The sequence below is a fragment of the Pseudomonas sp. SBT1-2 genome, from assembly GCF_028640875.1.
GTDB classification, from domain to species: domain Bacteria; phylum Pseudomonadota; class Gammaproteobacteria; order Pseudomonadales; family Pseudomonadaceae; genus Aquipseudomonas; species Aquipseudomonas chlororaphis_I.
Genome location: NZ_JAQZAA010000082.1, coordinates 135,089 through 157,948, shown reverse-complemented (window position 1 = coordinate 157,948; position 22,860 = coordinate 135,089). Strand labels below are relative to the sequence as shown.

Sequence of the window (22,860 nt, the reverse complement as noted above, 5' to 3'; positions counted from 1 at the left end):
GCTTGAAACGCCCCGCGGATGGGAGTACCGTCTGCGCCTTAGAAGGGCACCTCTGATGGTCGAGCGTGCAGGGCTACGGGCCCTGGCTCCGTTTCCAGAGTGGCTAGAAAGCGAATCCAGTAGTGTGTGTCCAGGCCTCGTGCCCAGCCACCTACGCCAACCTAATTCTGGCGCCGTTTGCCCACATGCCAAAAACCAGTGCCACGCTGCTGATAATCGATGACGACGAAGTAGTGCGCGCGAGCCTCGCGGCCTATTTGGAAGACAGTGGCTTCAGCGTCCTGCAGGCCAGTAACGGCCAGCAGGGACTTCAGGTGTTCGAGCAGGAAAAGCCCGACTTGGTGATCTGCGATCTGCGCATGCCGCAGATGGGCGGCCTCGAACTAATCCGTCAGGTAACCGACATCGAGCCGCAAACCCCGGTCATCGTGGTTTCCGGTGCCGGTGTGATGAACGATGCCGTCGAGGCCCTGCGCCTGGGCGCAGCGGACTATCTGATCAAGCCGCTTGAAGACCTCGCGGTGCTGGAGCACTCGGTGCGCCGGGCACTGGATCGTGCGCGCCTGCTGCTGGAAAACCAGCGCTACCGGGAGAAGCTGGAAGCCGCCAACCGTGAGCTCGAAGCCAGCCTGAGCCTGTTGCAGGAAGATCAGAACGCCGGGCGCCAGGTGCAGATGAACATGCTGCCGGTGAGCCCCTGGACCATCGATGAGTTCAAGTTCGCGCACCAGATCATCCCGTCGTTGTACCTGTCCGGTGATTTCGTCGATTACTTTCGTGTCGACGAGCGCCGCGTAGCCTTTTACCTGGCGGATGTTTCCGGACATGGCGCGTCATCGGCCTTTGTCACGGTGCTGCTCAAGTTCATGACCACGCGCTTGCTGTTCGAGTCCAAGCGCAATGGCACTTTGCCGGAATTCAAGCCGTCGGAAGTTCTTGGCCATATCAACCGTGGTCTGATCAGCTGTAAGCTGGGCAAACACGTGACAATGGTCGGTGGCGTCATCGACGAGGAGACGGGCTTGTTGACCTATAGCATTGGCGGACACCTGCCATTGCCTGTGTTGTACACGCCAGACAGTGTGCGTTACCTGGAAGGGCGCGGTCTGCCGGTAGGCTTGTTCAATGAAGCCACCTATGAAGATCACATTCTGGAACTGCCTCCGAGCTTCAGCTTGACGCTGATGTCTGATGGCATTCTGGACCTTTTGCCGGAACCCACACTCAAAGAGAAAGAGGCCGCCTTACCTGAACGGGTGAGAACGGCAGGCGGCAGCCTGGATGGTCTGCGGCAAGTTTTTGGATTGGCCACGCTAGGGGAGATGCCGGATGATATCGCCCTGTTGGTGTTGAGCAGGAATCTTTAATGAGTACCGGTAGAATCCAGTTCGCCGAGCAGGACGGCACCTTTGTCCTGAAGTTTATCGGTGAAGTGCGCCTGACCCTGTGTTCGGCGCTGGATGCGACTATTGAGCGGATCTTCACGGCGCTGAATTTCTCGGCGATCGTGATCGACCTGACCGAAACCCGTAGCATCGACAGCACCACCCTGGGCCTGCTGGCCAAGCTGTCGATCCTGTCGCGGCAAAAGGTCGGCCTGTTGCCGACCGTCGTCACCACCCACGAAGACATCACTCGGCTGCTGCAGTCCATGGGCTTCGATCAGGTGTTCAACATCGTTGACCGTCCGATCCCATGCCCGGAATGCCTGACCGACCTGCCATCCCAGGACCAGTCGGAAGAGGTGGTGCGGCTCAAGGTGCTGGAAGCGCACAAGATCCTCATGGGCTTGAACGACTCCAACCGCGAGGCGTTCCACGATCTGGTGAATGCCCTGGAACGTAACTGATCCGATAAAAGCGGCAGCGCATAAAAAAGGGCGAACCCACGAGGGTTCGCCCTTTTGCGTTGGCGCTCGCTCGATCAGAGCTTGGCGGCCAGCAGTGCCTCGAGTTTTTCCTGGTCGCGGGCGAACTGACGAATACCTTCGGCCAGTTTCTCGGTAGCCATCGCGTCTTCATTGGAGGCCCAGCGGAACTGCGCTTCGTTCAGGCTCTGGCGGGCTTCGCCAGCATGGCCCGGCGTCAGTTTGCGCTCCAGCTTGCCGGTATCGGCGGCCAGCTTCTCGATCAGGTCGGGGCTGATGGTCAGGCGGTCGCAGCCGGCCAGTTGCTCGATCTGGTTCAGGTTACGGAAGCTTGCACCCATGACCACGGTCTTGTAGTCATTGGCCTTGTAGTAGTTGTAGATGCGGGTCACCGATTGCACGCCCGGATCGTCGGCGCCGGTGTAGTCGTTGCCGCTGGCCTTTTTGTACCAGTCGTAGATACGGCCCACGAACGGCGAGATCAGGAACACGCCGGCCTCGGCGCAGGCGATCGCCTGGGCGAAGGAGAACAGCAGGGTCAGGTTGGTCTGGATGCCTTCGCGTTCCAGTTGCTCGGCAGCGCGGATGCCTTCCCAGGTGGAGGCGATCTTGATCAGTACACGATCACGGCCGATGCCAGCCTTGTCGTACAGCTCGATCAGGCGATGGGCGCGCTTGAGCATGGCGTCGGTGTCGAACGACAGGCGTGCATCCACTTCGGTGGAAATACGGCCCGGGATCAGTTTGAGGATTTCTTTACCCACCGCGACGCCAAAGCGGTCGCTGGCCAGGCCGACATCGCCCTTGACGTCGCTGACGCAGGCATTCAGCAGCTCGGCGTAACCCGGAATGGCCGCGGCCTTGAGCAGTAGGGAAGGGTTGGTGGTGGCGTCTACCGGTTTGACCCGGGCGATAGCGTCGAAGTCGCCGGTGTCGGCAACCACGGTGGTGAACTGCTTGAGTTGTTCCAGCTTGGAAGTCATGAGTGTGCTCTGTCCTGTGGGTCTGTTGACATTACCCGAGCGCTGACAGCCGCTCAAGGGCGTGAAGAGGTAAGCGGAGGCCTAAACAAGCCCCAAGGGCAACAACCTGAAAAACAGGTGTTTGAATGCTGGGGCGCTATCCGTTTACTACGATGCCAAAACACCCGTCAGGTTCAACCCGCGCGACCGTTAGCGACCTTCGAGCAACTGCCCCGCCTGATCCAGCAGCGCCAGCGGATCCTTGGCCTTGTGGATGTCCACCGAGAGCAGTTGGCGGAACTTGCGCGCCCCCGGAAAACCGGTGCCCAGCCCCAGTACATGGCGAGTGATGTGGTGCATGGCGCCACCTGTGGCCAGGTGCCTGGCGATATAGGGCCGCAACTGTGCCAGCGCTTCGGCCCGGGAAATCACCGGCGCCGTGCTGGCGAACAACTGTTGATCCACCTCCGCCAGCAGGTAAGGATTGTGATAAGCCTCGCGGCCCAGCATCACCCCGTCGAAAGTCTGCAAGTGCTCATGGCAGGCTTCCAGGGTCTTGATGCCGCCGTTGAGGATGATCTCCAGCTCGGGGAAGTCCGCCTTCAGTCGTGCCGCCACGTCATAACGCAGCGGAGGAATGTCACGGTTTTCCTTCGGCGATAGTCCTTCAAGAATCGCGATCCGCGCATGCACGGTAAAGCTGGTGCAGCCGGCCTCGCGCACCTGGCCGACGAAGTCGCACAACTCTTCATAACTGTCGCGGCCATTGATGCCGATCCGATGCTTGACCGTCACCGGAATGCTCACCGCATCGCGCATCGCCTTCACGCAATCGGCCACCAACCCCGGATGCCCCATCAGACAGGCACCGATCATATTGTTCTGCACCCGATCGCTCGGGCAGCCGACGTTGAGGTTCACCTCGTCGTAACCATGCTCCTGCGCCATCCGCGCACAAGCCGCCAGATCCGCCGGCGTACTGCCACCCAACTGCAACGCCAGGGGATGCTCGGACTCGTCATGACGCAGAAAACGCTCATGATCGCCATTGAGCAACGCACCGGTGGTGACCATCTCGGTGTAGAGCAGGGCGTGCTTGGACAGCAGGCGCAGGAAGAAGCGGCAATGGCGGTCAGTCCAATCCATCATCGGCGCCACAGAGAAGCGGCGAGAAAGGACTGGCGAAGCAGTTGGAGCAGGAGATAAGAGCATTGGGCAATCTGGATGGGTGAGGCGAAGGAGGGGAAGTTTATCAGGAATGGCGTTCCGGGGTTGGGAGGGCGCGTGTATCAGGAGGATGAATGGTCTTCGTTTCTTATGTTCCGGTCGGTTGTATGAATAGCAGCAGGGTAATAAAAAGCGGGCAGCCTTAAGGTTGCCCGCTTTTTTGTTTGGTCCGATAGCTGCTTGGTTAGGCGAATTTTCGCTGCATTTGAATCACTTGAAGCAATCTGCCAACTCCCTGGCGCGATTCCCGGCCTCTTGTCGCGCCGCCTGATCCACCTCATACCCCAGGATGGTCTTTTCCACGATCAACGCGTGCACCTGGGTAACTCCGACGAACTTCAGCCAGGCCTCGACGTAGGGCTTCTGGAAGTCGAAGCGCTCTGCTGGTGTGTCGGATTGCGGCGAGAAGTCGAGGCCGCGGGCGTAGGCGACGACCGCGGTTTTGTTGTGCAGCAGGCCGCGCAGGCCGTGTTCGGCGGTGAAGCTGAAGAGGATGTCTTTCTGCGTGACCAGGTCGATGAAGTGCTTGAGCTTGTAGGGAATGCTGTAGTTCCACAGGGGTACGGAAAGTACCAGCAGGTCGGCGTTGTGCAGGTGGGCGGCGAGGGTTTCGAGGGTACTCCAGGCGTCTTGCTGGTCGGGGGACAGGGCTATGCCTTGCAGGCCGGCGTATTTGGCGTCCATGGCGTGCTGGTCGAACTCCGGCAGGTCCAGGCTCCACAGGTCCAGGGTGCTGACTTCGGTGTGGGGATGGTGGGTCTGGTAGCGGTCGATAAAACCGCGGGCGATTTGTTGCGAGGCGGAGCGCTCTTTGCGGGGGGAGCATTGGATATGCAACAGGCGGGTCATGACGGCATCTCGGAGGAGGAATGCCGGCATTGCAACATAGCGCTTGGCGGAATATAAATCGTAAATAAATGGCTGATTGATCACGTATCTCTATATGTTCGATGTTCTGTTGCTCAAGACTTTTGTGACGGTGGTGGACGAGGAAGGCTTCAGCCGTGCCGCCGAGCGGCTGCACCTGACGCAGTCGGCGGTCAGCGGGCATCTGCGGCGCCTGGAAGAGCAGGTTGGCAAGCCGTTGCTGACCCGTACCACGCGTTCCCAGCATTTGACCGCCGATGGCGAGCGCCTGATGGCCTATGCCCGCGCCATCCTCGCCTTGAACCGCGATGCCTGGGCCGAGCTGACGCGTTCGCCGTTTCACGGCCGGGTGCGGATAGGCATGTCCGAGGACTTTGTCGAGCCCCGCCTGCTGCGCCTTTTGCAGGAGTTCGCGGCGCAGTACCCGGGCATGGAAATCGATATACAAGTGAATATTCCCGGCACGCTGCTGGAGCGCATGCAGCAGGGCGGTCTTGAGGTGGTCATCGGTTCGCTGTGTGAAACCCGTGAGTCGGGCCTGCTGCTGTGGCAGGAACCGCTGGTATGGGCCAGTTCCGCGTACCTGGTCGGGCGCTTGCCGACACCCTTGCCGCTGGCGCTGTTTCCCGAGCCATGCCCTTATCGGGCGGTGGCCCTGCAGCGTCTGGCGCAAGCGGGAATCGCCCAGCGTACGGCAATGCTTTGCCCCAGCAACGCGGCGTTGCGCACGGCCGCCCTGTCCGGGTTTGCGGTGGCGCCGATAGCTACGAGTCAGGTGGGGCAGGGGCTTGCGGTGTTAGGGGTCGAGCATGGCTTGCCGGCATTGCCCGATGCGGAGTTTCGGTTGTTCACGGCCAAAGATGCCGATCAGGGCATAGTGGCTGCGTTGTCCCAGGTGATCGTGGCCTATTGTGCGGCGCGGCGGGTCTAGCCGTCGGCCTCAGCGGCGCGACTGCCCGAAGGGGCAGTCGCTTGAGCGAAGGTCAGAGATCCAGACCTTCCTGGATCACCGACAGCAGGGTGTCTTCATTGAGTTCGAGCGGGTCCGGCCTGGTTTTACCGGGACCTGGAACCGTCTGGATCAGCCAGTGCCCCTCGCCATGCTCGCTACCGCTGCGCAGCATGTAGCGCTCCGGGCCTTTGCCATGGATTTCGACACGCCCGGCGCCACCGGTGGTGAAGCGGGCGATGGGGTCGAGGAGGATGCTTTTATGGTTGCCCTCGATCAGCAGTTGATCGATGGCATAGTTGAAGGTGGCGCCAGAGGAGTGGCTCTCGAACACGCGAGTGGGGACGCGCCGGATATTCAGGCCGACCTCTGACAAGGGTGTCAGCCAGGTCTCGACCTGGTGGTACATCTCATAGACCTGTGCAGGCCACAGCTCGATGGCCTTGTCTGCCGAGATGTCCTCCTTGGCCCAGCTGTCCTGTTTTTGTTTCAGCCTTGCGGCGAGTTCATCGACCTTACTCATTCCGATTTCCTATCGTGATGTGAGGGTAAGTGTAGTCTCGGAAGGTACTTTACCTTGGCGGACGGTGACCAGCGATTCATGACCATCTGCCGATGCTTGTATTGTGACGAGGTGTTTTTTATATATCCCTGATGGGCATCAGAAAAATGCTCTACATTTTCAGACGGTGCCACCCTGAATTGTCCGCTATTACCTCTTAGGATTGGCCAGCCCGGCTGCATCGCATGCCTTACCTTGCCAGGATGATGCTTTGCCTATCCCGATTCACGATCCTCACCATTCTTCCGATCGAACCTTGAAGCGGCTGCCGCTGCTCAAGGCCGCGGTGGTATTCATTTCGATGGTTTGCCTGTGCCTGTGCGGCCTGCTTTATCTGCAGCTGGCGCAGTCCTATCACTACGATATGGCGCGGGCGCAGGTCGCCTCGTCGAACCTGACCCGGGCCATGGCGCAACAGGCCGAGGACACCTTCATCGAGGCCGACCTGGTGCTGGCCAGCCTGGCCGACTGGATTCAGAAGGACGGTTATGGCCCGGCGCAGAAGCCTTTCCTGCAGAAGATCTTTGCGCAGAGGGCGCAGGCGCTCAAACAGATGCATGGGCTGTTCCTGTTCGACCGGACGGGGCAATGGGTGGTCACCTCGTTCGATCGCTTGCCCCGCGGCGAAGGCGTGGCCAATCGGGACTACTTCCGCTTTCATCAGCAGAACACTTCCTTGCTGGCTCATGTCGGGCCGGCGATCCGCAGCCGGGAAAACGGTGAGTGGATCATTCCGCTGACACGGCGGCTGAACGACAGGCAGGGCAATTTCGAGGGCGTATTGCTGGCCGGCATCAGGCTGGCCTATTTCGACCAGTTCTTCAAAAGCTTCGATATCGATGACAGCGGCACCATGTTCCTCGCCCTGTCCGATGGCACCTTGCTGGCGCGGCGCCCGCTGGAGGAGCGGCAGATCGGTGCGTCCCTGGCGCGCGGGGAGATTTTCAGCAAGTACTTGCCCGAGGCGCCCTCGGGCACTGCGATGATTCGTTCGCTGGTCGACAAAAAGATGCGGCTCTACGGCTATCGCCAGCTGGAGGCCTACCCGCTGGTGGTAGGCGCGGCCAGCTCGAAGGATGCGGTCCTCAAGGACTGGTATGCCAGCGCCTACCAGTCCAGCGCCATTGTCGCCCTGGTGGTGCTGGGCATCGGCCTGTTCGGCTGGGTGTTCGTGCATCAGCTGCGCAACGGCGAACGCATCGAGGCGGACCTGCGGGCCGCGCAGGCGGCGCTGGAGGTGATCGCGACCCATGACAGCCTGACCGGCCTGGCCAATCGCCGGCTGCTCGAGCGGGCGCTGGAGACCGAGTTCGGGCGTGGAGGGCGGCAGGCGAGCCCGCTGAGCCTGATCATGCTCGATATCGATTTTTTCAAGCGCTACAACGACACCTACGGCCATGTCGCCGGAGACCAGTGCCTGGCCGAGGTGGCGCAGGTGCTGAGGGATTGCTGTCAGCGCAAGGCCGACCTGGTGGTGCGTTATGGCGGGGAGGAATTCGTGGTGCTGTTGCCTGACACCGAGATGCCGGGCGCCCTCGCCATGGCCGAGCAGATTCGTCGCAGCGTCATGGAAAAACACATCCCGCACACCGGCTCGCCCTTTGGCCGGGTCACTCTCAGCCTGGGGTGCTACTGCTTCGTGCCGAGCGGGCGCGACAGCATCGAGGCGTTCCTCGAACACGCCGATGCCGCGCTGTATCAGGCCAAGAAATCCGGGCGCAATCAGGTGGCGATCGAGAGCGTCAACCAGCCGTTGGCGCGCTCGGACCGCTGACAGTCAGGCTTGGTCCTGATCCGGGTAGCCCAGCTTGCGTTCGAGCTGTTGCCTCACTTGTGGCCACTCATCGTCGATGATGCTGAAGCGCACCGAGTTGCGCTTGCGCCCATCGGGCATGATCCGTTCATGACGCACGATGCCTTCCTGCTTGGCTCCCAGGCGCAGGATGGCGTTGCGCGATTTCTCATTGATTTCGTCGGTGGTGAATTGCACTCGCACACAGCCGAGCACCTCGAAGGCATGGCGCAGCATCAGGTACTTGGCTTCGGTGTTGACGAAGGTTTTCTGCCAGCGCGTGGCGATCCAGGTGCTGCCGATTTCCAGCTTGCGGTTCTTGCGGTCGATCTTCCAGAAGCGGGTGCAGCCGATCACCTCGTTGCTGGCCTTGAGGACGGTGGCGAAGGGCTGGACTGTGCCAGCATCGCGGCCGCCGAGGGCAATCTGCAAGTAATCGTTCACAGTCTCGCTGGACGGCACCACGGTGAACGGCAGGTTCCACAACTGGCCATCCTCGGCGGCCTTGACCAGGGCGTCGGCGTCGGAGAGTTGCAGCGGTCGCAGGAGGATTCGCGGGCCTTCCAGTGTTTCCATGACAGGTTTTTCCGGCAGTGATGGAGGGGGCTTCGGCCGCCTATTACAGGCACACGCCCAAGCCTTGGCAAGGTCCATTAATGGGCTGTTTCGAGCAGGGATATTGGCCAAATCAATTGTCGGTTCGGGGCATTAATGGCTTATACATAGCGCCGATATGCGACACCTCATGCATAAGGACAACCCCATGAGTCAGCCCCACCTGATGAACTTCGCGCTTTACCTGCAACGGCTCGGCTATGACAGTGCACCGCCACCGACCCTGGCGACCTTGCGCGAGCTGCAGTTGCGCCACACCAGCACCTTCGCTTTTGAAAGCCTGTCGACCCTGTTGCGCGTGCCGGTGCCGATCGACCTGGCTTCGGTGGAGCACAAGGTCCTGCATGAGGGCCGTGGCGGTTACTGCTACGAACTCAACCAGATGTACCAGGTGCTGTTGCAGCACCTGGGCTACGAGGCGCGCGGCATTACCGGGCGGGTGGTGATGGGCGGGCCGGAAGATGCCTGGTCCGCGCGCGCTCACCGCCTGGTGCTGCTGACCCTGGACGGCGTGCGTTATGTTTCGGATGTCGGCTTTGGCGGCATGGTGCCCACCGCGCCGCTGCTGCTCGATACCGAGGACGAGCAGGCCACGCCCCACGAGCCCTATCGCATCACCCAGCGTGATGGCAGCTACACCCTGCGCGCCAAGGTCGCCGGCGAGTGGCGGGCGATGTATGTATTCGATCTGCAGCGGCAGGAAGCCGTGGATTACGAAATGGGTAACTGGTTCGTCTCGACCCACAAGAACTCGCCGTTTCTCGGTCAGCTGAAAGTCGCGCTGATGGGTGAAGGCCTGCGCCGGACCCTGAATAACGGCAGCTACGCCGTGCATCGCCTGGGCCAGGACAGCGAGCGGCGGCAGATCACCGACCCCGACGAGTTGATTGCCCTGTTGCAGAACGAGTTCGCCATTCGGGTTCCGCAACATCCGCGGCTGCGAGAGGTCCTTGGCGAATTGCTCGCGCTGCCGCAACCGGCCTGATCGGTCCGGGCTTCAGGGTTCCTCGGTGTCGAGGTCGATAGTCAGATAGAAATAGTCGATATCCCCCCAGGCTTCGCGGCGATCGACGAAGGTTTCCGCCGACCCCATGAATACGCTGTAGCCCAACTGGTTGCGCGGGTCGCGGTAGAAGCCAGGCGGCGCATCCCAGACACAACAGGAGCGCCGCAGGGGCGGCATCCGGAACTGCTCGCCCAGGTAGCGTTCGGCAGCCTGGGCATCACGCCCTGCCAGGCGATAGGTGGCGCGCAGCGGCTTGGTTTGCAACTCGGGTTCGGCGTGACATTCGAGGAACTCGATATAGGTGGGTTTGTTGCCGATTTGTACCAGGAAATCGCCGCAGACCGGCGCGGCCTGGGCGCTGGACGCCAGTATCAACAATGCAGGGCTGATCAGGATCGAGAGGCATCTGTTCATGTGGCGATTCCTTCCAGGCTGAGCAGTCTTTTGCTGAGCAAGGCCCCCGGGCAGCTCAGGGTCAGCGCCATAAAGGCATCTGCTCATCACCATCCTTCAGCTGCCGGCGATACGTCCAGTGAGTCAGCAGCGCAATCAATGCACTGTCCAGCAGCCAGAGCGGCATCAGCAAACGCAAGGCTGGGTGAAGGCAGAGCACTCCGGCAATCGTCAATCCCAGCAGCAGGCTGCTGAGCCAATTGGCCAGGCCCTTGGCGCAGAGCAGGGCGTACAGCGGGGTAAACACCAGCGCCATGGGCAGAAAGCCGAATATCGCGCCGCCGGCGACGAACAGGGCAAAGGTCCCCAAGCCAGCCCAGAACCCTTGCCATAGGCTGTCGGTGAAGCTGGCGCTGTACATGGCCAGGACAAAACCCTGTAAGGCCACGACCGTGCGGAAGCTGCCATAGGCGAGGATAAAGGTTTGCCATAGATGATTCATTCAAGCGCTTCCATGCGTAGACGAAGGGCGTTGCCTGGGTAGGCGCCCTTTGGAGGCGGGGGATTCTATCAGGGTGTCTGACGCAGTGTTCGGCAGGTGAAAGGCGGGGGCGGGTTATCGGGTATCGCGGTTTTATGAGGTTGGGCTGTGTCGAATAAAGTGTATACAACTCTATAGACATTTGTCTCTACTGTTGAATACAGTGTGCCCCATAACAAAAACCAGGGAACCCCCCAACCATGAAAACGCCCTCTGTTTCACCGCAACGGCCTGAAGATGAAAACCTCGGTCTTGGCGCGAATATGGCTTACGGCCTGCAACATGTTCTGACCATGTACGGCGGTATCGTTGCGGTGCCTTTGATCGTCGGCCAGGCTGCTGGCCTGGCCCCGGCGGACATCGGTCTGCTGATCGCGGCGTCGTTGTTTGCCGGCGGCCTGGCGACACTCCTGCAGACCCTCGGCCTGCCGTTTTTCGGTTGTCAGTTGCCGCTGGTCCAGGGCGTGTCCTTCTCGGGCGTGGCGACCATGGTGGCGATTGTCAGCAGCGGTGGCGAAGGGGGCTTCCAGTCGATTCTCGGGGCGGTGATCACCGCCTCGCTGATCGGTCTGCTGATCACTCCGGTGTTTTCACGCATCACCAAGTTCTTTCCGCCGCTGGTCACGGGCATCGTGATCACCACCATCGGCCTGACCTTGATGCCGGTGGCCGCGCGCTGGGCCATGGGTGGTAACAGCCATGCGGAAAACTTCGGCAGCATGGCCAATATCGGCCTGGCAGCAATCACCCTGGTGTTGGTATTGCTGCTGAGCAAGATCGGCAGCGCGACCATCTCGCGGCTGTCGATCCTGCTGGCCATGGTGGTGGGGACGATTATCGCGGTGTTCCTGGGCATGGCCGATTTCTCCATGGTCACCCAGGGGCCGATGTTCGGCTTCCCGACGCCGTTTCATTTCGGCATGCCGACCTTTCATTTCGCCGCCATCCTGTCGATGTGCATCGTGGTCATGGTGACCCTGGTGGAGACCTCGGCCGACATCCTCGCGGTGGGTGAGATCATCGACACCAAGGTTGACTCCAAGCGTCTGGGCAATGGCCTGCGCGCCGACATGCTGTCGAGCATGATCGCGCCGATCTTCGGTTCCTTTACCCAGAGCGCCTTCGCCCAGAATGTCGGGCTGGTGGCGGTGACCGGGATCAAGAGCCGTTATGTGGTGGCCACCGGCGGGGTGTTCCTGGTGATCCTCGGCCTGCTGCCGTTCATGGGGCGGGTGATTGCCGCGGTGCCGACCTCGGTGCTTGGCGGTGCCGGTATCGTGCTGTTCGGCACCGTGGCGGCCAGCGGTATCCGGACCCTGTCCAAGGTCGACTACCGCAACAACGTCAACCTGATCATCGTCGCCACCTCGATTGGCTTCGGCATGATTCCCATCGCTGCGCCGAATTTCTACGACCATTTCCCAAGCTGGTTCGCCACCATCTTCCATTCCGGCATCAGCTCGTCGGCGATCATGGCCATCGCGCTGAACCTGACGTTCAACCACTTCACCCTGGGCAACTCGGATCAGCAGTCGGTGTTCGCCGTGGCGTCCGAGCGCACCCTGCGTTACCAGGACCTGGCGGCGCTGCGTGAAGGCGATTATTTCAGCGGCGGCAAGCTGCACGATGCCGAGGGTAATGAGATCCCGGTGCTGGATACCTCCCATGGCGAGCACTCTGCGGCTGCTCATCAGTCCTCGGCCCATGCCTCGGGCGCGGCCCAAGCCAGCAAGGTCTAGGGCCGGTTGATCGAGTCGCCAGGCTGGCCGCAATCAGTCCAGGCCTGGCGGCCGGTTACTCCGCGACCCGGTCCGGCAGCCCTTGCCGGACCAGCGACAAGGCGAACAGCACCACCACTGCGGCGGCCGCTGATAGCGCCAAGGGCAGGCCGTGGGCGCTACCGCTCATGGCGGCGCCGCTGAGCAGCGGCCCCAGCAGGCTGCCGATACCCCACAACAACCCCGCGCTGGCGTTGGCCGTGACCAGGTCGGGGCCGCTGAATTCCTGGCCGATCAGGATGATCGCCAGGGTATACACCCCGCCAGCCGCCGCGCCGAGTATCACCAGGCTCGGCCAGAGCAGCGTCGGGTAGTTCATCAGCAACGGCAGCCCCAGGCCGATCACCAACGACACCACGCCGCAGCCCAGGTAGATGGCGGCGCGTCCGGCCTTGTCCGACAGCCAGCCCAGGGGAAACTGGAACGCCGCATCCCCCAGCAGAATGATGCTGACCATCAGCGCCGCGAGTTTGATGGCGTAGCCGTGAGTTGCGGCGTAGACCGGAAACAGCGAGAGAACCACCGTATCGAAGAAGGCGAAGAACAGGATGCCCACGCACAGCGCCGGCGCCACTCGGATAAAGCCCAGTACCGAGAAACTCTTGTTCTCGGCGTGGGCGGCGACAGGGCGCTGGCGTGGCAGGGTCAGCCAGATCACCGCAATGGCCAGCAGGTAACCCGCGCTGACGCTGGCGATCACTGCTGGACCTTCGGTGCCGAGCAGGGCCACCAGGCCCGGGCCAATCATTTGGAACACCGTGAAGCAGGTGGTGTAGACCGCGATCACCCGCCCGCGCACGGTGTCCGTGGCCATCTCGTTGACCCAGGTTTCCCCCAGGATGATGATCAGCCCGGCGCCGAAGCCCATGACGATCCGCGCCAGCCCCAGGCTGGTGAGGCTGATCCCGGGGATTTCCAGGGCGCCGATGCTGAGGGCGCACAGACTGAAACACAGCAGGTAGATCTGCCGGCGGCTGAGTCTCTGGCACAGGCCGTTCACCAGGAACGCCGACAGCATCATGCCGGCGGCGGGAAGGGCCGACATGATGCCGATCTGGGTGTTCGAGGCGCCGGCCTGGTACAGGCGCAAGGCAATGACCGGCACGGTGGAGCCGATGCTCAGGCCGACAATCGAGATGCCGAGGATCAGCGCGGCCAACAGGGTTTTGTTCATGGAAGACACCTGCGCCCGACGAGTCGGGCGCTCAAAGACGGTTTGCGGTGGCGCGGCGCTTTGGTTCGGGCAGGGTTCCGGTTCGACTTACGCAGGCGTAGGCCGGGCCGGGAGTCTGCGGTGCAAAGCGGCGGATGGATCGGTACGCGGCGGGCAAGGGCCGCTGCGGCATCAGCTCCGCGCCGGGTTCGGACGCAACGGTGGCGTCAGGCGTGAGGGGAGAAGGTGAAGGCGAACAGCACGCTGCGGCGGCGTCGATTGATCGCGCAGTCGGATTGCGACATCGCGAAGGTCTGCGATGGGCTCATCGAGAGAAAACTGTGATGGGACTGTGCGGGAAAAAACATGAGTCGTGACGGCTGGCGTGAGAAGGGGCACAGCCTACTTCAGGCGCTGGCGTCAGGCAATCGGAGACAGGCCGGAATCGGGCGCAGCGCAAACACCTATCCGCATGCCGATCTGGCATGCGGTGAATCGATCTTGGGGGAGGGTGACGCTGAGCTGATTCGCCGTAGGAGCAGGGCGCTCCTGGAAGTATTGCTGGCTAATCAGTGTAGGAATATGGCTCCACGACCTGGACTCGAACCAGGGACCCAGTGATTAACAGTCACTTGCTCTACCAACTGAGCTATCGCGGAATGCGGCGTATCTTACTGATTAAAAAGGAGAAGTCAAGCATCCAAAAACAAAGTTTGGCTTGGGTGGGCTTGTTTGGTCCTGGTCACGACGCCAATCCGCGGCTATTTGCCCGTTGGCGGTTACCGGAACCGCGGCACAGGTCTACCATGGCGCCCCGGCAGTGGTTTCACGCGCTCCCGGCTTCTCGCCGAAAAGGTAACGCTCATGACCCTGTTCAAGTTTTTACCCGCCGTAGTGCTTGCCCTGTCGCCTCTGTCTGGGGAGGCCCTATGAGCATCGAGCAAATCAGCCTGCCCAAAGGCGTCGGTCCCCAGGCCATGAAACTGTGGGACGCCATTATCCAGGCCGGATCGGCCGCTGAATTGAGCCGTGCAGGTGGCAAGGCCGAGGGTTTTGTCCTGGGGCTGGAAAGCACCAAGGCCATCAAGGGCCAGGTCGCCGAGTCGCTGTATGTGGCGTTCGATGATGCCGCCAGCCAGCGCAGCGTTGAACTGGCCGGTTGAGCGCTCTTAACCGCCGAAGGTAAAGGTGCCCAGCATGAACTTCGCGGCCAGCGAGGTGGCGGCCAGTTGCACCAGCCACAGCGCCAGGCCGCCGAGAAATACCCCCAGGGCAATTTGCAGGACCAGGTTCTTTTCGCGTTTCTGCGGGCGGGGGAAGTGGTCCAGTTCGTCGCGGTCGGCTCGCAGGTCGTCGTGTCTCATGGGGATTCTCGATAGGGAAGCGATGGGGAAGAAGGAAAGCTGGATTCAGTCTAGTGGGCATCCGGCCGGCGAGGGCGGCCCACAAAAAAGGGGGAAGCCTGAAAGCTTCCCCCTTTTCATTCACCGCACGTGGCTCAGATCACCTGGATGATGGCCTTGGTCACGACGTCGATGTTGCTCTGGTTCAGCGCGGCCACACAGATGCGGCCGGTGTCCAGGGCATAGATGCCGAACTCGTTGCGCAGGCGCGTCACTTGATCGACGGTCAGGCCGGAGTAGGAGAACATGCCGCGCTGACGGGCGACGAAGCTGAAGTCGCGCTGTGGCGCTCCCTTGGCCAGCAGGTCGACCATCTGCAGGCGCATGCCGCGGATGCGCAGGCGCATTTCGGCCAGTTCGGCTTCCCACTGGGCGCGCAGTTCCGGGCTGTTGAGCACCGCGGCGACGATGCTTGCACCGTGGGTCGGCGGGTTGGAGTAGTTGGTGCGGATTACGCGTTTGACTTGCGACAGCACGCGCGCGCTTTCTTCTTTCGACTCACTGACGATCGACAGGGCGCCAACGCGCTCGCCATACAGCGAGAACGACTTGGAGAACGAGCTGGAGACGAAGAAGGTCAGGCCCGATTCGGCGAACAGGCGCACGGCGGCGGCGTCTTCGGCGATACCGTCACCGAAGCCCTGGTAGGCCATGTCGAGGAACGGCACGAGGTTTTTCGCCTTGATCACCTGCAGCACGTTTTTCCAGTCTTCCGGGCTCAGGTCGACGCCGGTCGGGTTGTGGCAGCAGGCGTGCAGGACCACGATCGACTGGGCTGGCAGGGCATTCAGGTCTTCCAGCAGGCCGACGCGGTTCACATCGTGGGTGGCGGCGTCGTAGTAGCGGTAGTTCTGCACCGGGAAGCCGGCGGTTTCGAACAGCGCGCGGTGGTTTTCCCAGCTTGGATCGCTGATGGCCACGACTGCGTCAGGCAGCAGCTGCTTGAGGAAGTCGGCACCGATCTTCAGTGCGCCGGTACCGCCGACGGCCTGGGTGGTAACCACGCGACCGGCGGCCAGCAGCGGCGAATCGTTGCCGAACAGCAGTTTCTGCACGGCCTGGTCGTAGGCGGCGATACCGTCGATCGGCAGGTAGCCACGGGAAGCATGTTGAGCGGCGCGGATCGTCTCGGCTTCGACAACGGCGCGCAGGAGTGGAATTCGCCCCTCCTCGTTGCAGTAAACACCGACCCCCAGGTTGACCTTGTTGGTACGGGTATCGGCGTTGAATGCTTCGTTGAGGCCCAGGATAGGATCGCGTGGTGCCATTTCGACAGCGGAGAACAGGCTCATTATTACGGCGGCTCTGAATGGAGTGTGGAGGGACGTGTCGCGCTCCAGCCGAATGCACTAGAGCGGTGCACAAACGGGGAGCTAGTATAGAGGCCATCACTGTGCGCGGCGACAGCTGAAAGGGCTTTTCCGGCAAGTTTTTCGGTTTATTTTTCGACCGTTAGTCTTATTGCAACGTCAAAGTCGTAGAGGGGCTTGGGAGCTTTACCTTGAAAGCTGTGGAATTTGCCTCCACATCCAGCACAATCCAGTATTTTCCCTGCGACACTCGTCGTTTGCGGTCTTTCTCGTTCCTGTGCGGCGGCGTCGTGCTGGAGTGAACCCAGAGGTACGTTATGTCTGAATTCCAGCTAGTCACCCGCTTCCAGCCCGCCGGCGATCAGCCGGAAGCCATCCGCCTGATGGTCGAGGGCATCGAGGCCGGGTTGGCGCACCAGACGCTGCTCGGTGTGACCGGCTCGGGCAAGACCTTCAGCATCGCCAACGTGATCGCCCAGGTGCAGCGCCCGACCCTGGTGCTGGCGCCGAACAAGACCCTGGCCGCGCAGCTGTACGGCGAGTTCAAGGCGTTCTTCCCGAACAACGCGGTGGAGTACTTCGTTTCCTACTACGACTACTACCAGCCGGAAGCCTATGTGCCGTCCTCCGACACCTTTATCGAGAAGGACGCCTCGATCAACGACCATATCGAGCAGATGCGTCTGTCGGCGACCAAGGCGCTGCTGGAGCGCAAGGACGCGATCATCGTCACCACGGTGTCCTGCATCTACGGCCTGGGCAGCCCGGAAACCTATCTGAAGATGGTGTTGCACGTCGATCGCGGCGACAAGCTCGACCAGCGCGCCTTGCTGCGCCGCCTGGCCGACCTGCAATACACCCGCAACGACATGGATTTTGCCCGCGCCACCTTCCGCGTGCGTGGCGATGTGATCGATATCTACCCGGCGGAATCCGACCTGGAAGCGATCCGCATCGAGCTGTTCGATGACGAGGTGGAAAGCATCTCCGCCTTCGACCCGCTGACCGGCGAGGTGATCCGCAAGCTGCCGCGTTTCACCTTCTATCCCAAGAGCCACTACGTGACGCCGCGGGAAACCCTGCTGGATGCCATCGAGGGGATCAAGGTCGAGTTGCAGGAGCGCCTGGAATACCTGCGCAGCAACAACAAGCTGGTGGAAGCCCAGCGCCTGGAGCAGCGCACCCGTTTCGACCTGGAGATGATCCTCGAGCTGGGTTACTGCAACGGTATCGAAAACTACTCGCGCTACCTGTCCGGACGGCCGGCCGGGGCGGCGCCACCGACCCTGTACGACTACCTGCCGGCGGACGCCTTGCTGGTGATCGACGAGTCCCACGTCAGCGTGCCGCAGGTCGGCGCCATGTACAAAGGCGACCGTTCGCGCAAGGAAACCCTGGTGGAGTACGGCTTCCGCCTGCCCTCGGCGCTGGACAACCGGCCGATGCGCTTCGACGAATGGGAAGGGGTCAGCCCGCAGACCATTTTTGTCTCGGCCACGCCGGGCAACTATGAAGCCGAACATGCCGGCCGGGTGGTCGAGCAGGTGGTTCGCCCCACCGGCCTGGTCGACCCGCAGGTGGAAGTGCGTCCGGCGCTGACCCAGGTCGATGACCTGCTGTCGGAAATCACCAAGCGCGTGGCCGTGGAAGAGCGGGTCCTGGTGACCACCCTGACCAAGCGCATGGCCGAGGACCTGACCGATTACCTCGCCGATCACGGCGTGCGTGTGCGTTATCTGCACTCGGACATCGACACCGTGGAGCGGGTCGAGATCATTCGCGACCTGCGCCTGGGCACCTTCGATGTGCTGGTGGGGATCAACCTGCTGCGCGAAGGCCTGGACATGCCGGAAGTGTCGCTGGTGGCGATTCTCGATGCGGACAAGGAAGGTTTCCTGCGTTCCGAGCGCTCGTTGATCCAGACCATCGGTCGTGCCGCGCGTAACCTCAACGGCCGGGCGATTCTCTACGCCGACCGCATCACCGGCTCCATGGAGCGGGCGATCGGCGAGACCGGGCGCCGTCGCGACAAGCAGATCGCCTTCAACCTGGCCAATGGCATCACCCCCAAAGGCGTGTTCAAGGACGTCGCCGACATCATGGAAGGCGCCACCGTGCCCGGTTCGCGCAGCAAGAAGCGCAAGGGCATGGCCAAGGCCGCCGAGGAAAATGCCCGCTACGAAAACGAACTGCGTTCGCCCAGCGAGATCACCAAGCGCATCCGCCAGCTCGAAGAGAAGATGTACCAACTGGCCCGCGACCTGGAGTTCGAAGCCGCGGCGCAGATGCGCGACGAAATCGGCAAGCTGCGCGAGCGTTTGCTGACGGTCTGATCTGCAATTGCTGCCTGTAGCCGCTACCGCAGGCTGCGATCGGCCCTTACGGCCTTGGCATTCTTGAAATCGCTGGAGGTCCTGCGGACCTATCGCAGCCTGCGGCAGCGGCTACAGATTCGTTTCGATTAGCCCCGACCCTGGCTTAAATGCCCTGCTCACTGGAGCGGGGCCGGCATCGCCTGTTACCATTCGCCTCTTGTTTGATCTTCGCTTTTCATATTCTTTCCGAGACATGCCATGACCACCGTCCGCACGCGTATCGCGCCATCGCCTACCGGGGATCCCCACGTAGGTACCGCTTACATCGCCTTGTTCAACTACTGCTTCGCCAAGCAGCACGGCGGTGAGTTCATCCTGCGCATCGAAGACACCGATCAACTGCGTTCGACCCGCGAGTCCGAGCAGCAGATTTTCGACGCCTTGCGCTGGTTGGGCATCAACTGGAGCGAAGGCCCGGACGTGGGCGGCCCGCACGGCCCTTACCGGCAGAGCGAGCGTAGCGAGATCTACCAGAAGTACACCCAGCAGCTGGTCGACATGGGCCATGCCTTCCCGTGCTTCTGCACCGCCGAAGAGCTGGACCAGATGCGCGCCGAGCAGATGGCCCGTGGCGAGACGCCACGCTACGACGGCCGCGCGCTGCTGCTGTCCAAGGAAGAGGTCGCCCGCCGCCTGGCCGCTGGCGAACCGCATGTGATCCGCATGAAGGTGCCGAGCGAAGGCGTCTGCGTGGTGCCGGACATGCTGCGTGGCGATGTCGAGATCCCGTGGGATCGCATGGACATGCAGGTGCTGATGAAGACCGATGGCCTGCCGACCTACTTCCTGGCCAACGTGGTCGACGACCACCTGATGGGCATCACCCACGTGTTGCGTGGCGAAGAATGGCTGCCTTCGGCGCCGAAACTGATTCTGCTCTACGAGTATTTCGGCTGGGAGCAGCCGCAGCTGTGCTACATGCCGCTGCTGCGCAACCCGGACAAGAGCAAGCTGTCCAAGCGCAAGAACCCGACCTCGGTGACCTTCTACGAGCGCATGGGTTTCATGCCGGAAGCCATGCTCAACTACCTGGGCCGCATGGGCTGGTCGATGCCGGACGAGCGCGAGAAATTCTCGCTGCAGGAAATGGTCGACAACTTCGACCTGTCGCGCATCTCCCTGGGGGGGCCGATCTTCGATATCGAGAAGCTGTCGTGGCTCAATGGCCAGTGGCTGCGCGACCTGCCGGTGGAAGAGTTCGCCAGCCGCGTGCAGACCTGGGCGCTGAACCCTGAATACCTGATGAAGATCGCGCCGCACGTGCAAGGCCGGGTGGAAACCTTCAGCCAGATCGCACCGCTGGCCGGGTTCTTCTTCGCTGGTGGCGTGACCCCGGATGCCAAGCTGTTCGAGTCGAAGAAACTGTCGGGCGACCAGGTACGGCAGCTGATGCAACTGATCCTGTGGAAGCTGGAAAGCCTGCGTCAGTGGGAAAAGGACAGCATCACCGCGACCATCCAGGCCGTGGTCGAATCCCTGGAGCTGAAGCTGCGTGATGCCATGCCGCTGATGTTCGCCGCGATCACCGGTCAGGCCAGCTCGGTCTCGGTGCTCGATGCCATGGAGATTCTGGGGCCGGACCTGACCCGTTTCCGCCTGCGCCAGGCCATCGACCTGCTGGGTGGCGTGTCGAAGAAAGAAAACAAAGAGTGGGAAAAGCTGTTGGGCGCGATCGCCTGATTCAGCACTCTGATTCGTGGGAGCCGGCACGCTGGCTCCCGCGGAACTGTGCAAGACGTGAAATTGCGGTCGTTGGCGGAGGGCACAACGGTCCGCAAAAGCCCCGGATTTACGGGGGAGGGCGGTAAGTGATTGTTATGCCGGCAAATTTTTTTAAAAAAAGCTGAAAAAAAATTTGACAGCCTTCCGATACGCCCTTAAGATTCGCCCCGTCCTCAGCGATGACATCAACGATGAGGGGCTATAGCTCAGCTGGGAGAGCGCTTGCATGGCATGCAAGAGGTCGACGGTTCGATCCCGTCTAGCTCCACCAATTTACAGTTCAAGGTCTGGCCACGCCGGCCTTGAATCGATCAGTTCTCAGCGCTGATCAGTTGTTAGAAGGGTTTGCGTCCCCTTCGTCTAGTGGCCTAGGACACCGCCCTTTCACGGCGGTAACAGGGGTTCGAGTCCCCTAGGGGACGCCAGTTTTACAGAAGCGATGTTACAAGATGTCGCTCCGCCGCGAGGCGAAAAATCCGGGGCTATAGCTCAGCTGGGAGAGCGCTTGCATGGCATGCAAGAGGTCGACGGTTCGATCCCGTCTAGCTCCACCAATTTTACAGTTCAAGGCCTGGCCACACCGGCCTTGAATCGATCAGCTCTCAGCACTGATCAGTTGTATAGAAGGGTTTGTGTCCCCTTCGTCTAGTGGCCTAGGACACCGCCCTTTCACGGCGGTAACAGGGGTTCGAGTCCCCTAGGGGACGCCACGATTACCCGCTCTGCGGGATTTATAAGGGTCATTCAATTATTGAATGGCCCTTTTGTTTGTCTGGCGTTTGGCCAATTCTCCCTTTCTCCCCACACTGTTCTCCTGACCGGCGGTCACACTAACGACTTGCGAAAATTTATTATGAGAATAATATTTTGATCGTAATATTCGGAGGCAACGATGAACGATAAAAAAGCTCAAACCCGCGAACGCATTCTCCAGGCCGCCAGCTCCGCGCTGGTACAACGTGGCCCGGCCGAGCCGAGCGTGGGCGAAGTGATGGGTGCCGCGGGCCTGACGGTCGGTGGCTTCTACGCGCATTTCGAAAGCAAGGACGCCCTGATGCTGGAAGCGTTCAGCCAATTGTTGGCCCAGCGCCGGGGCCTGATCGCCGATATGGATGCGTCGCTGACCGGCGAAGAGCGACGAGCGCTGGTGGCGGCGTTCTACCTGTCACGCAAACACCGCGATTCCACCGATCAGGCCTGCCCGATCCCCGCATCGGTCGGTGAGATGGGGCGCCTGCCGGATGATTTCCGCAGAGTCCTGAATGAACACATCGAGCTGATGCTGGCTCAGTTGGCGACCACGCCTGAAGACATCGACAAGGCCCTGGCCGACCTGGCCCTGATGGTGGGTGGCTTGTCCCTGGCCCGGGCGCTGGGGGCCGGTGAGCTGTCGGACCGTTTACTGCGCGCTGCCAAGTCGGCGGTGCTATGACCTGAGGCGCTGGCCTGAGGAGAGGAGCGATGAGCACGTTAAGTTGGGTTCGTGGCGTTAATGGCACCTTGGGCTGGGTTGCACCAAAGCTGGTCGCAAGCAAGATGCGGCTGGCATTCATGACGCCGCGCGAGCGGCTGCCGCGTGACTGGGAGCTGCCGCTGCTGGCGCGTTCGGAGCGCATCACCCTGCGGTTCGGGCTCTCGGCATTGCGCTGGGGCCAGGGGCCGGCGGTGCTGCTGATGCATGGCTGGGAAGGGCGCCCGACGCAGTTCGCCAGCCTGATCGATGCGCTGGTGGGCGCCGGTTACAGCGTTGTGGCGCTGGATGGCCCCGCTCACGGACGCTCTCCCGGGCACGAGGCCAATGTGATGCTGTTTGCCCGGGCCATGCTCGAAGCCGCCGCGGAGTTGCCGCCGCTGCGCGCAGTCATCGGCCATTCCATGGGGGGCGCCAGCGCCATGCTGGCGGTGCAACTGGGCTTGCGTACCGAGACCCTGGTCAGCATCGCCGCCCCGGCGCGGATACTCGGTGTATTGCGCGGTTTCGCCCGTTATGTGCGCCTGCCGCCCAAAGCGCGCTCGGCCTTTATCCGCCAGGTGGAGCAGGATGTCGGCATGCGCGCCGCGGCCATGGATGTCGCGCACTACCAGTTGGATATGCCCGGGTTGATCGTGCATGCCGAAGACGACAACTTTGTCCCGGTCAAGGAATCCGATCTGATCCACGAGGCCTGGTTCGACAGCCGCTTGTTGCGCCTTAAGGAAGGCGGGCATCAGCGCGTATTGGCCGACCCACGTGTGATCGAGGGGGTGCTGACGCTGTTGGCCGGCCGCAGCCTGCAAGCGCGCCAATCCGCCTGAGCAATCCGTTACACTGCCCCGGTCGAATAATCTGACCGGGAGT

Annotated in this window: 21 protein-coding genes and 5 tRNA genes; 15 read left to right on the top strand and 11 right to left on the bottom strand. The window is 61.6% G+C overall.

Translation table 11 applies throughout. The annotated features are described in order from the left end of the window. Nucleotides 1–185 precede the first annotated feature (185 nt). Both rssB and rssC read left to right on the top strand, forming a co-directional pair. A complete protein-coding gene (gene rssB, locus PVZ78_RS16030; RefSeq protein ID WP_007926968.1) occupies nt 186–1,367 on the top strand; it encodes a two-component system response regulator RssB in 1,182 nt (393 codons plus the stop codon). Beyond that, on the top strand, nt 1,367–1,849 hold the full coding sequence (gene rssC, locus PVZ78_RS16025; protein ID WP_007926970.1) for an anti-sigma factor antagonist RssC: 483 nt from the start codon (nt 1,367–1,369) through the stop codon (nt 1,847–1,849). The genes rssB and rssC overlap by 1 nt, the downstream gene beginning before the upstream one ends. Nucleotides 1,850–1,923: 74 nt before the next feature. On the opposite strand, the gene tal is transcribed toward rssC, so the two are convergent. From tal to PVZ78_RS16010, 3 genes are all read right to left on the bottom strand, one after another. After that, nucleotides 1,924–2,850, bottom strand: coding sequence for a transaldolase (tal, locus tag PVZ78_RS16020; RefSeq protein WP_009047986.1), 927 nt, complete (start codon nt 2,848–2,850; stop codon nt 1,924–1,926). A 189-nt stretch (nt 2,851–3,039) separates the two neighbouring features. Beyond that, nucleotides 3,040–4,041: a tRNA dihydrouridine(20/20a) synthase DusA gene (gene dusA, locus PVZ78_RS16015; protein ID WP_080768798.1), complete on the bottom strand. Its 1,002-nt coding sequence runs from the start codon at nt 4,039–4,041 to the stop codon at nt 3,040–3,042. Nucleotides 4,042–4,266: 225 nt separating this feature from the next. After that, entirely contained in the window at nt 4,267–4,905 is a 639-nt protein-coding gene (locus tag PVZ78_RS16010) for an FMN-dependent NADH-azoreductase (protein WP_028682984.1), read from the bottom strand. A gap of 94 nt (nt 4,906–4,999) precedes the next feature. On the opposite strand from PVZ78_RS16010, the gene PVZ78_RS16005 reads away from it, so the two are divergent. After that, nucleotides 5,000–5,854 carry a LysR substrate-binding domain-containing protein gene (locus PVZ78_RS16005; protein ID WP_273828945.1) on the top strand — a complete coding sequence of 285 codons (855 nt, stop codon included), beginning with the start codon at nt 5,000–5,002 and terminating at the stop codon, nt 5,852–5,854. A 52-nt stretch (nt 5,855–5,906) separates the two neighbouring features. On the opposite strand, the gene PVZ78_RS16000 is transcribed toward PVZ78_RS16005, so the two are convergent. Further along, a complete protein-coding gene (locus PVZ78_RS16000; protein ID WP_038631255.1) occupies nt 5,907–6,395 on the bottom strand; it encodes a hypothetical protein in 489 nt (162 codons plus the stop codon). A gap of 250 nt (nt 6,396–6,645) precedes the next feature. On the opposite strand from PVZ78_RS16000, the gene PVZ78_RS15995 reads away from it, so the two are divergent. Continuing rightward, complete coding sequence (locus PVZ78_RS15995) at nt 6,646–8,208, top strand: sensor domain-containing diguanylate cyclase (RefSeq protein ID WP_009048079.1); 1,563 nt, start codon at nt 6,646–6,648, stop codon at nt 8,206–8,208. A 3-nt stretch (nt 8,209–8,211) separates the two neighbouring features. Here PVZ78_RS15995 and PVZ78_RS15990 read toward each other — a convergent pair whose 3' ends face one another. After that, a complete protein-coding gene (locus PVZ78_RS15990) occupies nt 8,212–8,802 on the bottom strand; it encodes a GNAT family N-acetyltransferase (RefSeq protein WP_016704926.1) in 591 nt (196 codons plus the stop codon). A 187-nt stretch (nt 8,803–8,989) separates the two neighbouring features. Here PVZ78_RS15990 and PVZ78_RS15985 point away from each other — a divergent pair, with 187 nt between their 5' ends. Then, nucleotides 8,990–9,826 carry an arylamine N-acetyltransferase family protein gene (locus PVZ78_RS15985; protein WP_101282064.1) on the top strand — a complete coding sequence of 279 codons (837 nt, stop codon included), beginning with the start codon at nt 8,990–8,992 and terminating at the stop codon, nt 9,824–9,826. A 12-nt stretch (nt 9,827–9,838) separates the two neighbouring features. Here PVZ78_RS15985 and PVZ78_RS15980 read toward each other — a convergent pair whose 3' ends face one another. Both PVZ78_RS15980 and PVZ78_RS15975 read right to left on the bottom strand, forming a co-directional pair. Beyond that, nucleotides 9,839–10,261: a DUF4952 domain-containing protein gene (locus tag PVZ78_RS15980; RefSeq protein ID WP_009048082.1), complete on the bottom strand. Its 423-nt coding sequence runs from the start codon at nt 10,259–10,261 to the stop codon at nt 9,839–9,841. A gap of 61 nt (nt 10,262–10,322) precedes the next feature. Continuing rightward, nucleotides 10,323–10,742 carry a hypothetical protein gene (locus PVZ78_RS15975; protein WP_041988511.1) on the bottom strand — a complete coding sequence of 140 codons (420 nt, stop codon included), beginning with the start codon at nt 10,740–10,742 and terminating at the stop codon, nt 10,323–10,325. Between the two features lie 239 nt (nt 10,743–10,981). Between PVZ78_RS15975 and PVZ78_RS15970 the strand changes: the two genes are divergently transcribed. Continuing rightward, on the top strand, nt 10,982–12,520 hold the full coding sequence (locus PVZ78_RS15970) for a nucleobase:cation symporter-2 family protein (RefSeq protein ID WP_273828944.1): 1,539 nt from the start codon (nt 10,982–10,984) through the stop codon (nt 12,518–12,520). A gap of 55 nt (nt 12,521–12,575) precedes the next feature. On the opposite strand, the gene PVZ78_RS15965 is transcribed toward PVZ78_RS15970, so the two are convergent. Together PVZ78_RS15965 and PVZ78_RS15960 are read right to left on the bottom strand one after the other, a co-directional pair. Beyond that, nucleotides 12,576–13,733 (bottom strand): MFS transporter, encoded by a 1,158-nt coding sequence (locus PVZ78_RS15965; RefSeq protein ID WP_273828943.1) that lies wholly within the window; start codon nt 13,731–13,733, stop codon nt 12,576–12,578. A gap of 562 nt (nt 13,734–14,295) precedes the next feature. Continuing rightward, a tRNA-Asn gene (locus PVZ78_RS15960) sits at nt 14,296–14,371 on the bottom strand. Nucleotides 14,372–14,641: 270 nt separating this feature from the next. Between PVZ78_RS15960 and PVZ78_RS15955 the strand changes: the two genes are divergently transcribed. Further along, nucleotides 14,642–14,875, top strand: a complete 234-nt coding sequence (locus tag PVZ78_RS15955) for a hypothetical protein (protein WP_273828942.1) — start codon at nt 14,642–14,644, stop codon at nt 14,873–14,875. Between the two features lie 6 nt (nt 14,876–14,881). Here the strand turns inward: PVZ78_RS15955 and PVZ78_RS15950 are convergent, their stop codons facing one another. Both PVZ78_RS15950 and PVZ78_RS15945 read right to left on the bottom strand, forming a co-directional pair. Continuing rightward, nucleotides 14,882–15,076 (bottom strand): hypothetical protein, encoded by a 195-nt coding sequence (locus PVZ78_RS15950; protein WP_009048087.1) that lies wholly within the window; start codon nt 15,074–15,076, stop codon nt 14,882–14,884. A gap of 134 nt (nt 15,077–15,210) precedes the next feature. Beyond that, the gene (locus PVZ78_RS15945; RefSeq protein WP_009048088.1) at nt 15,211–16,407 is read right to left on the bottom strand and encodes an amino acid aminotransferase; all 1,197 of its coding nucleotides are present in this window, start codon (nt 16,405–16,407) and stop codon (nt 15,211–15,213) included. 335 nt (nt 16,408–16,742) lie between these two features. Here PVZ78_RS15945 and uvrB point away from each other — a divergent pair, with 335 nt between their 5' ends. The 8 genes from uvrB to PVZ78_RS15905 all read left to right on the top strand — a co-directional run bounded on the left by uvrB (nt 16,743) and on the right by PVZ78_RS15905 (nt 22,817). Beyond that, nucleotides 16,743–18,758: an excinuclease ABC subunit UvrB gene (uvrB, locus tag PVZ78_RS15940; protein ID WP_273828941.1), complete on the top strand. Its 2,016-nt coding sequence runs from the start codon at nt 16,743–16,745 to the stop codon at nt 18,756–18,758. A 240-nt stretch (nt 18,759–18,998) separates the two neighbouring features. Beyond that, entirely contained in the window at nt 18,999–20,480 is a 1,482-nt protein-coding gene (gene gltX / locus PVZ78_RS15935) for a glutamate--tRNA ligase (RefSeq protein ID WP_101282067.1), read from the top strand. 237 nt (nt 20,481–20,717) lie between these two features. Further along, nucleotides 20,718–20,793 (top strand) — tRNA-Ala (locus PVZ78_RS15930). A gap of 78 nt (nt 20,794–20,871) precedes the next feature. Next, nucleotides 20,872–20,947, top strand: a tRNA-Glu gene (locus PVZ78_RS15925). A 53-nt stretch (nt 20,948–21,000) separates the two neighbouring features. Further along, nucleotides 21,001–21,076, top strand: a tRNA-Ala gene (locus tag PVZ78_RS15920). 80 nt (nt 21,077–21,156) lie between these two features. Beyond that, nucleotides 21,157–21,232, top strand: a tRNA-Glu gene (locus PVZ78_RS15915). 182 nt (nt 21,233–21,414) lie between these two features. Beyond that, complete coding sequence (locus PVZ78_RS15910) at nt 21,415–21,954, top strand: TetR/AcrR family transcriptional regulator (RefSeq protein WP_273828940.1); 540 nt, start codon at nt 21,415–21,417, stop codon at nt 21,952–21,954. A 29-nt stretch (nt 21,955–21,983) separates the two neighbouring features. Next, nucleotides 21,984–22,817, top strand: coding sequence for an alpha/beta fold hydrolase (locus tag PVZ78_RS15905; protein WP_009048090.1), 834 nt, complete (start codon nt 21,984–21,986; stop codon nt 22,815–22,817). Nucleotides 22,818–22,860 lie beyond the last annotated feature (43 nt).

Excerpts from the sequence above, each read along its gene's own strand:
- PVZ78_RS15905 (WP_009048090.1), top strand. The coding sequence starts at position 21,984 with ATGAGCACGTTAAGTTGGGTTCGTGGCGTTAATGGCACCTTGGGCTGG.
- PVZ78_RS15955 (WP_273828942.1), top strand. The coding sequence starts at position 14,642 with ATGAGCATCGAGCAAATCAGCCTGCCCAAAGGCGTCGGTCCCCAGGCC.
- PVZ78_RS15990 (WP_016704926.1), bottom strand. The coding sequence starts at position 8,802 with ATGGAAACACTGGAAGGCCCGCGAATCCTCCTGCGACCGCTGCAACTC.
- PVZ78_RS15970 (WP_273828944.1), top strand. The coding sequence starts at position 10,982 with ATGAAAACGCCCTCTGTTTCACCGCAACGGCCTGAAGATGAAAACCTC.
- PVZ78_RS15985 (WP_101282064.1), top strand. The coding sequence starts at position 8,990 with ATGAGTCAGCCCCACCTGATGAACTTCGCGCTTTACCTGCAACGGCTC.
- uvrB (WP_273828941.1), top strand. The coding sequence starts at position 16,743 with ATGTCTGAATTCCAGCTAGTCACCCGCTTCCAGCCCGCCGGCGATCAG.
- dusA (WP_080768798.1), bottom strand. The coding sequence starts at position 4,041 with ATGCTCTTATCTCCTGCTCCAACTGCTTCGCCAGTCCTTTCTCGCCGC.
- PVZ78_RS15910 (WP_273828940.1), top strand. The coding sequence starts at position 21,415 with ATGAACGATAAAAAAGCTCAAACCCGCGAACGCATTCTCCAGGCCGCC.
- PVZ78_RS15945 (WP_009048088.1), bottom strand. The coding sequence starts at position 16,407 with ATGAGCCTGTTCTCCGCTGTCGAAATGGCACCACGCGATCCTATCCTG.
- PVZ78_RS15950 (WP_009048087.1), bottom strand. The coding sequence starts at position 15,076 with ATGAGACACGACGACCTGCGAGCCGACCGCGACGAACTGGACCACTTC.
- PVZ78_RS15975 (WP_041988511.1), bottom strand. The coding sequence starts at position 10,742 with ATGAATCATCTATGGCAAACCTTTATCCTCGCCTATGGCAGCTTCCGC.
- PVZ78_RS16010 (WP_028682984.1), bottom strand. The coding sequence starts at position 4,905 with ATGACCCGCCTGTTGCATATCCAATGCTCCCCCCGCAAAGAGCGCTCC.
- rssC (WP_007926970.1), top strand. The coding sequence starts at position 1,367 with ATGAGTACCGGTAGAATCCAGTTCGCCGAGCAGGACGGCACCTTTGTC.
- PVZ78_RS16000 (WP_038631255.1), bottom strand. The coding sequence starts at position 6,395 with ATGAGTAAGGTCGATGAACTCGCCGCAAGGCTGAAACAAAAACAGGAC.
- rssB (WP_007926968.1), top strand. The coding sequence starts at position 186 with ATGCCAAAAACCAGTGCCACGCTGCTGATAATCGATGACGACGAAGTA.
- tal (WP_009047986.1), bottom strand. The coding sequence starts at position 2,850 with ATGACTTCCAAGCTGGAACAACTCAAGCAGTTCACCACCGTGGTTGCC.
- PVZ78_RS16005 (WP_273828945.1), top strand. The coding sequence starts at position 5,000 with ATGTTCGATGTTCTGTTGCTCAAGACTTTTGTGACGGTGGTGGACGAG.
- gltX (WP_101282067.1), top strand. The coding sequence starts at position 18,999 with ATGACCACCGTCCGCACGCGTATCGCGCCATCGCCTACCGGGGATCCC.
- PVZ78_RS15965 (WP_273828943.1), bottom strand. The coding sequence starts at position 13,733 with ATGAACAAAACCCTGTTGGCCGCGCTGATCCTCGGCATCTCGATTGTC.
- PVZ78_RS15980 (WP_009048082.1), bottom strand. The coding sequence starts at position 10,261 with ATGAACAGATGCCTCTCGATCCTGATCAGCCCTGCATTGTTGATACTG.